Source organism: Aeromonas sp. QDB62, assembly GCF_027705695.1.
GTDB classification, from domain to species: domain Bacteria; phylum Pseudomonadota; class Gammaproteobacteria; order Enterobacterales; family Aeromonadaceae; genus Aeromonas; species Aeromonas allosaccharophila.
Map to the genome: position 1 here is coordinate 39513 of NZ_JAPDCD010000015.1, position 12569 is coordinate 52081.

Sequence of the window (12569 nt, forward strand, 5' to 3'; positions counted from 1 at the left end):
TGCCCGTTGAGCCAAAGGCTCATCTCAGGAGTGTCTCTCGAACATGTCATTCAACGAACTGGGTCTGTCTCCGCATATTCTGCGGGCCGTCAAGGAGCTGGGTTACGAACAGCCAACCCCCATCCAGCAGCAAGCGATTCCGGCCATTCTGGCTGGTCAGGATGTGCTCGGCGGCGCTCAGACAGGCACAGGCAAAACGGCCGGTTTCACCCTGCCGATGTTGCAGCGTCTGCTGGCCAACCATGGCCGTGGCCGTCGTCAGGTACGCGCCCTGGTGCTGACCCCGACCCGCGAACTGGCGGCACAGGTGGGCGAGAGCATCATCAAGTATGCCCACCACCTACCGTTCAAGACGCTGATCGCCTACGGCGGCGTCAGCATCAAGCCCAATCTGGATGCCATCAAGCTGGGTGTGGACATTCTGGTCGCCACCCCGGGCCGACTGCTGGATCTGCTGACCCAGGGCGCCCTGACCCTGAGCGAGCTGGAAGTGCTGGTGCTGGATGAAGCGGATCGCATGCTCGACATGGGCTTCATCGTCGACATCCGCCGCATCATGAAGGCGTTGCCTGCAGAGCGGCAGACCCTGCTCTTCTCCGCCACCTTCTCCAACGAGATCAAGGCGCTGGCCGATGATCTGCTCAACGATCCCACCCTGATCGAGGTGGATCCGAGCAACACCGCCGCCGAGCAGGTCTCCCAACGCATCATTCAGGTGGATCGGGAACGCCGCCGCGAGTTGCTCTCCCACATGATTGGCCGTGGCAACTGGCAGCGGGTGCTGGTGTTTGTCCGCACCAAGCAGATCGCCGACCGCCTCGCCCAGCAGATGCAAAAAGATGGCCTCAACACCGTGGCGATCCACGGTGACAAGAGCCAGGGTGCCCGCAACCGTGCGCTGGCCGATTTTCGCAGCGGCGCCGTGCGGGTGCTGGTGGCGACCGATATCGCCGCCCGCGGCCTCGATATCGATCAACTGCCCTACGTGATCAACTTCGAACTGCCCCAGATGGCGGAGGATTACATCCACCGTATCGGCCGTACCGGTCGTGCTGGTCGCGGCGGCGAGGCGATCTCGCTGGTCAGCCATGACGAACTGGGTCAGCTCAAGGCCATCGAAGCATTGATCGGCCAATCCCTGACCGTGGAGATCCTGGAAGGGTACGAGCCCAGCGGCAAGCCGAGCCGTCAGACCCTGCCGGGCAGCAAACCGGTGCAGAACCCGCCCCGTGAGCGCGGCCATGCCAACGCCAAGAGCAATGCCAAAGGCAAGCCTGCCGCAGGTAAGGGCAAAGCCAAGGGTGATACCGCCAAGAAGCCAGCCCAGTCTCCTCAAAACAAGTCCCGCAAGCGGGAAGTGGTAGGCGAGGATATCGGCTTTACTCCGATGCGCCGCCTGCCCAAGGCGATGCGCGACAGCTATCAGGACAGCAGCGACGAGTAAGCTCGCGCGCGACGCTAACTGCCAAACCCAAAGAGGGAGCCTGCAAGGCTCCCTCTTTCGTTATGAATGGTGCGAGCTGGCGCAAGTGATCCACTCAGGATCAGACCAGCGAATGGCGCACCGCTGCGGCGCCATGGCTGGGCGGCGCTGAACCATCGAGCGGATTGAGTTGCAAGAACTCGAACAGGCCTGCCTGCATATTGACGTTCCAGAAGCGCCCGGCGAGGGTGAGTTGCAGCCGTGCGCTCTCTATCTCGGCCAGCCCATGCTGCTGCCAGGCGGCAAAGAGCGGCATCAGATGGGTCAGCAAAGGTGCAGGCAGACGATCCAGCGCCAGCACGCCGCTGTCGAGGGCGCCGCGCAGCAGACCATCCATCCGCGCATTGGGGTTGCGCCCCATCACCATCCCAGGCGCCCGCTTGCCGTTGGCCAGTGCGTCGTGCCAAGGGGCCAGATCCCGGCCATACATCAAGCCGTGACCAAGAATACTGCCCCCCGCACCGGCGCCAAAGGGGAGGATCTCGGCGCCGCGCTTGGCCATCTGGTTATAGCGGCTCTGCTCGGCCGGACTGCGCCGCCAGTGGCTGCAAGAGAGGCGCTCCCAGCCGTGGGCTTCCAGTTGCGCTCCGCCATAGGCATACATGGCCGCCCGCTGCTGGCCATCGGCGAGCCAATACTGGGTGCCCTTCTCCTGCGCCCGCTCCAGATTGGTGCCCTGCATGGCGATCAGCTGGTAGAGATCGACCCCGTGTACACCGCTCGCCATCACATCACGGATATCCTGCTGCCACACGGCATCATCCTGACCGGGCAGGCCAAAGATGAGGTCCGCCACGATCACAGCCGCATCATCCCGGGTCAGCTCGCCAAGGCGGGCCAGCAGCGTCTCCCTGTCATCGAAGCGGGCTGCCTGCTGGCGCACCCGGCTATCAAAGCTCTGCACCCCGAACGAGAAACGGTTGAACCCACCCGCCAGCGCCGCCTGCCATTTCTCATCGTCAAAACCGTTGAGCCGTCCCTCCAGCGTCACCTCGGCATCGGCCGCCAGCGGAAAACGGCGGATCACTGCGGCCAGCATGGCCAACTCGCCGGCGCTCATGTCGGTCGGTGTGCCGCCCCCTACATAGACGGCTGAAAACGGCATGCTCTGCGCCAGCGGGGTGTCCGCCGCCTGCGCAAGGGAGGCGCAGAGGGCGTTGACGTAGCGGTTGATCCGCGCCGGATTGGCGCCATTTTCAAAGAAATTGCAGAAACTGCAGCGCTTGCGGCAAAACGGAATATGGATGTAGAGGGCGCGCTCCTCAGCTTCACTCTCTCGCTGCCACCAGCTCTGCCAGCCAGCCTCATCGAGCGGGAAGGGGCGCATCCCTCCCCGACTGGCATGAGCCGAGGTCTTGGCGCTAAAGGCAAACTTGAGGGGATCCGGCGAGGCAATGCCGGTCATTGAAGGGGTCAGAATCATGGTGGTCACTATTCAGAAAATAATGACAATGATAACGATTATCGTTACTTGCAATTTGTTCTGGATCAACCCGCAGAGCCGCGCACCTCGCCGAGGTCATTTTGGCAACCTGCATTACCGATCTGCTTAACAGATTATTTACTAAAGAGCGGTTATGGTGTGCCGATAGAGAACCATCTCCCGCCATTTCCTCGTCTACGATCAAGACGATACGGGATCACATAACAACACCGAGCGCATGGAACTTGCCCAAAATGCATAACCTCTCCCTGAACTGGAAAATCTTCCTCCCCCTTGCGCTGGTCATCAGCACCACCTTTGGCCTCTGCTTCGAACTTTCCGCCTGGCTGCAACGGGATCTCGCCATCCGGCTGGCGGGCGAAAAAGTGGAGAGCGCCGCCAACACCTACATGGATCAGCTCAACGTCCTGATGATGACCGGTGGCATGGCCAACCGGCAAATCGTGCAGACCAAGCTCAAGAGTGAAGCGGGCATCGTCGAGGCTCGCCTGATCCGCGCCCCGGCCGTCAGCAACCTGTTTGGCCCGGGTCACCCGGATCAGAAAGCGCAGGATCCCCTCGATGAGCGCGCCATCAATCAGGGAGAGACCATTATGGAGCAGCAGGGTAACCGGCTCACCCTGATCAAACCGTTCAAAGCCTACAAGGAGTATCGCGGTACCCAGTGCACAACCTGTCATCAGGTCAATGAAGGGACCGTGATGGGCGCAGTGCGGATCAGTTACGACCTCAGCCACACCTTTGGCGAGATCCGCCACAACAACCTGATCCTGAGCGGCAGTCTGGCCGCCGTCTTCAGCATCGGCTTTGGCTTGCTCTGGTGGGTGTTGCAACGCTACGTAAAACGCCCGCTGCGCCAATTGCAGCTCACCATGATCCAGATGGCCAAGGAGCGCAACCTCGCCCTCCCCCTGGTCAATCACAGCCGGGATGAACTGGGCCAGATGACCCGCGCCGTCAATGACATGGTGCAGGGCTTCCGCCACAGTCTGCAGGAGGTGGAAGGAGCAACCCACCAGCTCTATCAGGAGTCGAACCAGATCCGTCAGGTGGCGACCCAGACCGAAAACTCGGCCCGTCAGCAAGAGGGGATGACCACCCAGGTGGCCGCCGCCGTGAGCGAGCTGGCCGCCAGCTCTCATGAGGTGCGCGAACATGCCCGCCACAGCGCCGAGCTCTCCGCCCTCACCAATCAGGATGCCGCCGACACCAGCCGCCTCGCCCAGCACTCCATCACCGACATGGGCGAGATGTCGGCAGAGATTGATCGGGTAGATCAGGTGATCCAGCAGCTCGACAGCCGCTGCCTGGCGGTTGACGGTGTGCTCGAGGTGATCAAGGGGATTGCCGATCAGACCAACCTGCTGGCCCTCAACGCCGCCATTGAAGCGGCCCGGGCGGGCGAGCAAGGTCGCGGCTTTGCGGTAGTAGCCGATGAAGTGCGGGCCCTCTCCAACCGCAGCCGCGCCGCCAGCGAAGAGATATCCCAGATGATCGCCGCCCTGCAAAAAGAGGCTCAGAGCGCGGTTACGGTGATCGGGGATGCAAAAAGCAAAGCCGGTGAGAGCATCAGCAAGACCGAGGCGACCTTGGCGGCCATGCAGAACATCATCGAGCGCATCGCCCGCATCAACGACCTCAACGCCCAGATGGCCCAGTCCGCCGAAGAGCAGGACCGGGTCTGCAGTGAGGTGGACAGCTCGGTGAGCGACATCCGCAACACCTCCAACGACACCCTGGGTCAGGCACACGCCGCCAACCTCGCCAGCATCCAGTTGGTGGAGCAGTGCCAGAAACTGGAGGCACTGCTGAAAACCTATCGCTGGTAATCCACTTCACCAACGAAAAAGCGCGACCCGAGGGTCGCGCTTCTGTTTTCTGGATTTGGCTTCGCTCAACTGCGGCCTTGCGTGTTCACTATCAACAACGCCGCAGAGCATGCTTTAACGGGCGTTGCGGGTTGCTACGGCATCCGCCAGATTGCGCAGCAGCACTTCGGTATCGGCCCAACCGATGCAGGCATCTGTTATGCTCTGGCCAACGGTGAGTTCACACCCTTCCACCAGATCCTGACGCCCTTCCACCAGATGGCTCTCCACCATCACACCAAACACCGCCTTGCTGCCAGCACGCAGTTGATCGGCCACATCTTCGGCCACCACCATCTGGTTCTTGAACTGCTTGCTGCTGTTGGCGTGGCTAAAGTCGATCATCACCTTCTGCGGCAGACCGGCTTTCTCCAGTCCCTTCACTACCTCGCTGACATGGGCCGCGCTGTAGTTCGGCTCACGGCCGCCGCGCAGGATGATGTGACAGTCCGGGTTGCCGCGGGTCGCCACGATGGCGGAGTGACCGTATTTGGTGACCGACAGGAAGTGGTGCGGCGCACTGGCGGCACCAATGGCATCGATGGCGACCTTGATGGTGCCGTCGGTGCCGTTCTTGAAGCCCACCGGGCAGGAGAGACCGGAGGCCAACTCGCGGTGTACCTGGGATTCGGTGGTTCGGGCACCGATCGCGCCCCAGCTCATCAGATCCGCCACATATTGCGGGGTGATCATGTCGAGGAATTCGGAGGCCGTCGGCAGCCCCATGTCGTTGAGATCCAGCAACAGCTTGCGACCAATGCGCAGACCGTCGTTGATCTTGCAGCTGTTGTCGAGGTACGGATCGTTGATCAGCCCTTTCCAGCCCACTGTGGTGCGCGGTTTTTCGAAGTAGACCCGCATCACGATTTCCAGCTGACCTTTCAGCTCGTCACGCAACGCCTTGAGGCGCTTGCCGTACTCCAGCGCGGCCACCGGATCGTGGATGGAGCAAGGACCAATCACCACCAGCAGACGATCATCTTCGCCAGCCAGGATATTGTGAATGGCCTGACGGGATTCAAACACGGTGGACGAGGCCACCTCGGTAGCCGGAAACTTCTCAAGCACCGCAACCGGGGGTAATAACTCTTTGATTTCACTGATACGAACGTCGTCGGTTTGATGCTGCATGACAAGGCTTCCTGCTAGATGACTGCGATTAAGAAATCTCAACATAGCCCGCGACAGCGCGCGTGTAAATAGGAAATTACAGCAACCACAAAACTATTTTGCGCGACAACCTTGCAAGTTATTTAAATGATGCTATACGAAATGGCGATACAGGCGAGGAAGGCAAAAAGGCCCGCTCAGCGCGGGCCCGAAGCGTCGGTGATGACGGGTTTGTCAGTGATCAGCCACGCTGGCTGATACTGGCCAGCTTGTCGAAGTAATCCGGGAAGGTCTTCGAGGTGCACTTGGGATCATTAATGGTGACCGGGGTATCCGACAGCGCCACCAGCGAGAAGCACATGGCGATCCGGTGATCGTTGTAGGTATCGATCTCGGCGTGCTTGAGCTGGGTCGGCGGGGTCACGGTGATGAAGTCATTCCCCTCTTCCACCTCGACGCCCAGCTTGCGCAGCTCGGTTGCCATGGCGTGCAGACGATCGGTCTCCTTTACCCGCCAGTTGTAGATGTTACGAATGGAGGTCGGCCCCTCGGCAAACAGCGCGGCAACGGCGATGGTCATGGCTGCATCGGGAATATGGTTCATGTCCATATCCACCCCGTGCAGCGGCGCCTGCTCAGCCTCGATGAAATCATCGCCCCAGGTGATGCGTGCGCCCATCTTCTCCAGCACGTCGGCGAAGTGGATATCCCCCTGAATGCTGTGCTTGCCGATGCCGGTGACCCGCACCTTGCCCTTGATGGCGCCCGCCGCGAGGAAGTAGGAGGCGCTGGAGGCATCCCCTTCCACCAGAAAGTCACCCGGGCTGATATAGGTCTGGTTGCCCTTGATGTAGAACAGCTTGTAGTTGTCGTGTTCGATGACCACCCCGAACTGCTTCATGATGTGCAGGGTGATGTCGATGTAGGGCTTGGAGACCAGCTCTCCCTTGATGTGGATCCGGGTATCACCGGCCGCCATCGGCGCCGCCATCAGGAAGGCAGTCAGGAACTGGCTGGAAACGGAGCCATCGACGTGCACATCGCCGCCCCACAGCCCCTTGGCATCCACCACCAGCGGCGGATAGCCATCTTTTTTCAGGTACTGGATATGGGCACCCGCTTCACGCAGGGCATCCACCAGATGGCCGATGGGACGCTCTTCCATGCGCGGCTCGCCGCCCAGAGTATATTCACCGGAGCCGAGACACAGCGCGGCGCAGAGCGGACGCATGGCGGTACCGGCGTTGCCGAGGAACAGATTGACCGGATCTTTCACCGCAAAGCTGCGGCCCAGACCGTGCACGGTGCACTCGGTCTTGTCGGCGGAGAGCTTGTACTTGACCCCGAGCTGGGTCAGCGCAGCCAGCATATGACGAATGTCATCGCTGTCGAGCAGGTTGGTCAGACGGGTGGTGCCACGGGCCAGCGCCGCCAGCAGCAGCGCACGGTTAGAGACACTCTTGGAGCCGGGCAGATTGACCTCACCGGCCACACGAGAAATGGGTTCCAAACGCAACGAATTCATAGACTTCCTGTGCTATCTCAAAATAAACGCCTGTCCGGACGTTAACAGCCTGCGTCCCGCTCGGCAAGGGCACTTTCAGGGGAAATCGCACGGCAAACGCCAGCGCGCTGGTTCTGTTGAAAAAAAGACGCCGGGGTATCCCCGGCGTCTTGAATCACTGCAATAGCTGGAAGCGGCTCACGAGTTGTCACGAGAGGCCGCCAGCAAACACATAGGGGCTCTCTTCTCAGCCGTTGCGCTTGGCAAAGCCATCCATAAAGCTGACCAGGGCCTTCACCCCCTCCAGCGGCATGGCGTTATAGAGGCTGGCGCGCATGCCGCCGACAATGCGGTGTCCTTTGAGGGCCAGCAGGCCAGCCGCTTCCGATTCGGCCAGGAACTGCTTGTCCAGCTCGGCATTCTTCAGCTGGAACGGGATGTTCATTCGCGAACGGCAGCTGACATCCACCTGATTGCCATAGAAACTCGACTGATCGAGATAGTCATACAGGAAGTCCGCCTTCTCCTTGTTGCGCGCTTCCATCGCCTCGAGGCCACCCTGCTCCTTGAGCCACTCGAACACCAGGCCGGCCAGATACCAGGCGTAGGTGGGCGGCGTGTTGAACATGGAGTCGTTCTTGGCGGTGAGTTTGTAATCGAAAATCGAGGGCACATCGGCTCTCGCCTGATCCAGCAAGTCATCGCGCACGATGGCGATGGCAAGCCCGGACGGCCCGATATTCTTCTGGGCACCGGCATAGATGATGCCAAAGCGGCTCACGTCGATAGGACGGGAGAGAATGGTGGAGGAGAGATCCGCCACCAGCGGCACCTCGCCGGTGGCCGGGATGTCGAACATCTCGATGCCGTCGATGGTTTCGTTCGGGCAGTAGTGCACATAGGCCGCATCGGCGCGAAACGCCGGGGTCGGCAGCAGGTGGGAGATCCCCTGCTCGTTCTTGGCAACCCCCTGGAAGGTCTGGATATCGCCATACTTTTTGGCTTCATCCACCGCGCTCTGGGACCAGACACCGGTCAGCAGGAAGTCCGCCTTCTTGTTGGCGCCACCCAGCAGGTTCATGGGCACGGCGGAGAACTGGCCGCGACCACCACCGTGCATAAACAGCACCTTGTAGTTATCCGGCACAGCCAGCAGCTCGCGCAGATCCGCTTCAGCCTTCTCGGCCACCGCCATGTAGGGCTTGCCGCGATGGGAAAGCTCCATGACCGAGGCTCCCAGCCCCTGAAAATTACAAAATTCGCGCTGGGCGCGCTCCATGACTTCAACCGGCAGCATGGCGGGGCCGGCGCAGAAGTTGTAAATCTGTTTGCTCATGACGCTTTCCGTGAGTGGATGAGAGTAATCGATGACTTGTCAGGTTTTACACAAGAGCCGCCACAGGATCAAAGGCTTTTTGGGAGCTGGCTCAACCTTTTACCGTCACTCTGCATCCCCCTTGCAGCAGAAAAAGCCCTGAACGGGTCAGGGCTTGCAGGGAACATGCACAGAAATGGCGGGCAGCGCGCATAAACGACCACAGCTGCGCCGTTTCTGACAAATTTACAGTTTGGCGGTGAGCTCCGGCAGCAGGGTGAAGAGATCCCCCACCAGCCCGTAGTCCGCTACCTGAAAGATCGGTGCCTCGCTGTCCTTGTTGATGGCCACGATCACCTTCGACTCCTTCATCCCCGCCAGATGCTGGATAGCCCCCGAAATACCGACCGCGATATAGAGCTCCGGCGCCACCACCTTGCCGGTCTGCCCCACTTGCAGATCGTTGGCGACATATCCCGCATCAACGGCAGCTCGCGACGCCCCCACCGCGCCACCCAGCTTGTCGGCCAGCGCCTCAATCAGGGCAAATTGCGCCTTGGAGCCAAGCGCGCGCCCACCGGAGACCACCACCCGGGCGGCGGTCAGTTCGGGCCTGCTGGAGCGCACCGCGCGGCGCTCGACCAGCCGGGTACGGCCCGCGAATTCGGGCACAGCCAAGCGTTCGATGAGCGCCTGCCCGCCCGTCGCCGCCTTGGCAAACGCGGTGGCCCGCACCGTCATCATCTTGACGGGCGCCGAGCTTGCCACTCTGGCAATGGCATTACCCGCATAGATGGGGCGCAGGAAGGTATCGCTGCTCTCGATAGCCATCACCTCGGAGAGCATCTCCACCCCGAGCCGCGCCGCCACCTGTGGCAGCAGCGCCTTGCCCATGGCGCTCGCCGCCATCAGGCAGTGGCTGTAACCCTGACACCAGCTGGCCAGCAGCTTGTCGACCCCATCCAGCAGCCCGTCGGCCAGCAGGGGATGCTCGGCAAGCAACACCTTGTCGACACCGCCGATGGCCGCCGCCTGTTCACCCGCCTCGGTCAGCCCCTGACCCAGCAACAGCAGATCGACCTGACCGCCGATGGATGCGGCGGCGGTGACCAGTTGTGTCACGTTATCGGCCAGATGGCCCTGATGATGTTCGGCAATGATCAGCACGCTCATGGCAGCACCTTCGCTTCGTGTTTGAGTTTGTCCACCAGCTCGTCCACCGAGCCCACCTTGATCCCGGCGCTGCGAGCTGGCGGCGCCATCACCCCGAGCAAACGGGTCTGATTGGCCACCTCAACGGCGAGTGTCGAGAACGGGGCGCTATCAAGCGGCTTGCGCTTGGCCTTCATGATGTTGGGCAGCGAAGCAAAACGCGGTTCATTCAAACGCAGATCGGCGCTCACCACCGCAGGCAGCGGCATGCCTAGGGTCTCGAGGCCACCGTCGATTTCGCGGGTCACCAGCAGCTCTCCAGCTTCCACCTTGATGGCTGACGCGCAGGTCGCCAGCGGCCACTCATTGAGGGCCGCCAGCATCTGGGCTACCTGATTGTTGTCAGAATCGATGGATTGCTTGCCGAGCAGTACCAGATCCGGCTGCTCCTGCTCACACACCTTGAACAAGGCGCGGGCGACGGTCAGCGGTGCAAGCGCTTCGTCAGTCACATAATGGCGCGCCCGATCCGCTCCCAGTGCCAGCGCATGGCGCAGTTGCTCGGCGGCCGCGTCCGGGCCGAAGGTCACCACCACCAGCTCGCTGGCGATACCCGCTTCCCGCAGCCTGACCCCCTCCTCCACCGCAATTTCACAAAAGGGGTTGATCCCCATCTTCACATTGGCGAGCTCCACGTCGGAGCCGTCTCCTTTCACCCGGATCTTGACGTTGTAGTCGACTACCCGTTTGATCGCGACCAGCAGCTTCATGGGGTCATGCCTCGTCTGTTTGGATTGAATTCATTCGTTTGCCTCTGCGTTTGTTGCAGTACGCTTTTGCCTGATTTTTTGCTTTTTCTTGCTCAGTTTTACTTACAACAGCTTTACGTTTACGTAAACTACCAGCATTACCCTAGGCCAACCAGAGCGCAGAGGCAAGATGGAACGGGAAGCAATGGAATTTGATGTCGTCATCGTCGGCGGCGGTCCGGCGGGGCTCACTGCCGCCATCGCCCTGAAACAGCAGGATGCCACTCTCTCTGTCTGTCTGCTGGAGAAAGGAGCGGAAATTGGCGCCCACCTGCTCTCCGGCGCCCTGTTTGATCACGTCGCCCTGCAAGAGCTGCTGCCGGATTGCTGGCAGCAAGCGCCGCTCGGCGTGCCGGTCAGCGACGATCAGGTGCATCTGCTGCAAAGCGAGCAACGCTCCTTGCAACTGCCCCCCTGGGCGGTGCCGCCCCGGATGCATAATCAGGGTTGTCATGTGGTCAGTCTTGGCAATCTCTGCCGCTGGCTCGGCCAGCAGGCGGAAAAACTGGGAGTCGAAATATACCCGGGATTTACCGCTAGCGAACTTATCATGGAGGCGGGCCGGGTCAAGGGGGTGATCACCGGCGATCTGGGGCTGGATCGCGCTGGCAACCCGAAACCGGATCATGTGCCCGGCATGGCGCTCTATGGCCGCTATACCCTCTTTGCAGAAGGGGCTCGCGGCCATCTGGGCAAACAGCTGATCGCCAACTTCAATCTGGAAAACCCCGCCCAGCCCCAACACTACGCCATCGGCTTCAAAGAGTTGTGGCAACTGCCTGCTGGTCGGGGCAACGCGGGACAAGTGCTGCACGGCAGTGGCTGGCCCCTTGGCAAGCAGGGGGGTGGCAATAGCCAGGGTGGTTTCTATCTCTATCAGATGGAAGGGGATCAGGTCGCGGTCGGGCTGATTGTCGATCTCAACTACCAGAATCCCTGGCTCAGCCCGTTCGACGAATTCCAGCGCCTCAAGCATCACCCGCTCATCGCCGGCCTGTTGCAAGATGGGGAGCGTATCAGCTATGGCGCCCGCGCCATCACCAAGGGGGGCTGGCACGCCCTGCCCCGCATGCACTTCCCGGGCGGCCTGCTCATCGGTTGTGATGCGGGCACCCTCGACTTTTCCCGCATCAAGGGGATCCACACCGCCATGAAATCGGGGATGCTGGCGGCAAAAACCGTCGCGATGGCACTGCGGGGTGGCGATGAGGGGGGCCGGGATCTGGCCCAGTATGGCGACGAGCTGCAACAGAGCTGGCTGGCTCGCGAGCTCAAGGCGGCGCGCAACTTCGGCGTGGCTCTTCACCGCTATGGTCCCTGGTTGGGCGGTGCCTTCAACTGGCTGGAGCAGCAGCTGTTTGGCACAAACTCGCCCTTCAAACTGCTCGATAAGGCTCCCGATTACCGTCAGCTACGCGTGGCCAGCCGCTGCGAGCCCATCCATTACCCCAAACCCGATGGCATGCTGAGCTTTGACAAGCTCTCGTCTGTGTATCTCGCCAACACCAGTCACGACGAGGATCAGCCCTGCCACCTCAAGCTGCAGGACGAGCGCATTCCGGTAGAGGTCAATCTGCCCACCTGGGCCGAACCTGCCCAACGCTACTGCCCGGCCGGGGTGTTTGAAGTACTGGACACGGAAGGTGCGGCCAAACTGCAGATCAACGCCGCCAACTGCATTCACTGCAAGACCTGTGACATTAAAGATCCCAGTCAAAATATCGTCTGGACACCGCCCCAAGGGGGCTCAGGGCCGAACTATCCGAATATGTGATGGAATACGGCGATACCAAGACGCGGTGACATCAAGGATGCTCAGCCCCAAAACATCGTCTGGACGCCGCCACAGGGGGGATCCGGGCCCTACTATCCCAATATGTGATG

The 12569-nt window shown here is 61.0% G+C and carries 9 protein-coding genes; 3 read left to right on the forward strand and 6 right to left on the reverse strand.

Annotated features, from left to right (window positions below; translation table 11 throughout):
* Positions 1-43 precede the first annotated feature (43 nt).
* Positions 44-1444, forward strand: a complete 1401-nt coding sequence (locus OKC27_RS09465) for a DEAD/DEAH box helicase (protein WP_075112386.1) — start codon at positions 44-46, stop codon at positions 1442-1444.
* A gap of 100 nt (positions 1445-1544) precedes the next feature.
* Here the strand turns inward: OKC27_RS09465 and hutW are convergent, their stop codons facing one another.
* Positions 1545-2906 carry a heme anaerobic degradation radical SAM methyltransferase ChuW/HutW gene (hutW, locus tag OKC27_RS09470; RefSeq protein ID WP_182970896.1) on the reverse strand — a complete coding sequence of 454 codons (1362 nt, stop codon included), beginning with the start codon at positions 2904-2906 and terminating at the stop codon, positions 1545-1547.
* Between the two features lie 254 nt (positions 2907-3160).
* Between hutW and OKC27_RS09475 the strand changes: the two genes are divergently transcribed.
* Positions 3161-4756 (forward strand): methyl-accepting chemotaxis protein, encoded by a 1596-nt coding sequence (locus OKC27_RS09475; protein WP_058051793.1) that lies wholly within the window; start codon positions 3161-3163, stop codon positions 4754-4756.
* Between the two features lie 114 nt (positions 4757-4870).
* Here the strand turns inward: OKC27_RS09475 and aroG are convergent, their stop codons facing one another.
* From aroG to OKC27_RS09500, 5 genes are all read right to left on the reverse strand, one after another.
* Positions 4871-5926, reverse strand: a complete 1056-nt coding sequence (gene aroG / locus OKC27_RS09480; RefSeq protein ID WP_139708301.1) for a 3-deoxy-7-phosphoheptulonate synthase AroG — start codon at positions 5924-5926, stop codon at positions 4871-4873.
* A 220-nt stretch (positions 5927-6146) separates the two neighbouring features.
* Complete coding sequence (gene aroA / locus OKC27_RS09485; protein ID WP_182937634.1) at positions 6147-7430, reverse strand: 3-phosphoshikimate 1-carboxyvinyltransferase; 1284 nt, start codon at positions 7428-7430, stop codon at positions 6147-6149.
* 226 nt (positions 7431-7656) lie between these two features.
* Positions 7657-8745 carry a 3-phosphoserine/phosphohydroxythreonine transaminase gene (gene serC / locus OKC27_RS09490; RefSeq protein WP_270693381.1) on the reverse strand — a complete coding sequence of 363 codons (1089 nt, stop codon included), beginning with the start codon at positions 8743-8745 and terminating at the stop codon, positions 7657-7659.
* 225 nt (positions 8746-8970) lie between these two features.
* Positions 8971-9897 carry an electron transfer flavoprotein subunit alpha/FixB family protein gene (locus OKC27_RS09495; protein ID WP_270693380.1) on the reverse strand — a complete coding sequence of 309 codons (927 nt, stop codon included), beginning with the start codon at positions 9895-9897 and terminating at the stop codon, positions 8971-8973.
* On the reverse strand, positions 9894-10646 hold the full coding sequence (locus OKC27_RS09500; RefSeq protein WP_270693379.1) for an electron transfer flavoprotein subunit beta/FixA family protein: 753 nt from the start codon (positions 10644-10646) through the stop codon (positions 9894-9896). The genes OKC27_RS09495 and OKC27_RS09500 overlap by 4 nt, the downstream gene beginning before the upstream one ends.
* Before the next feature lie 169 nt (positions 10647-10815).
* Here OKC27_RS09500 and OKC27_RS09505 point away from each other — a divergent pair, with 169 nt between their 5' ends.
* Entirely contained in the window at positions 10816-12459 is a 1644-nt protein-coding gene (locus OKC27_RS09505; protein ID WP_182970892.1) for an electron transfer flavoprotein-ubiquinone oxidoreductase, read from the forward strand.
* The last annotated feature ends 110 nt before the right edge of the window (positions 12460-12569 follow it).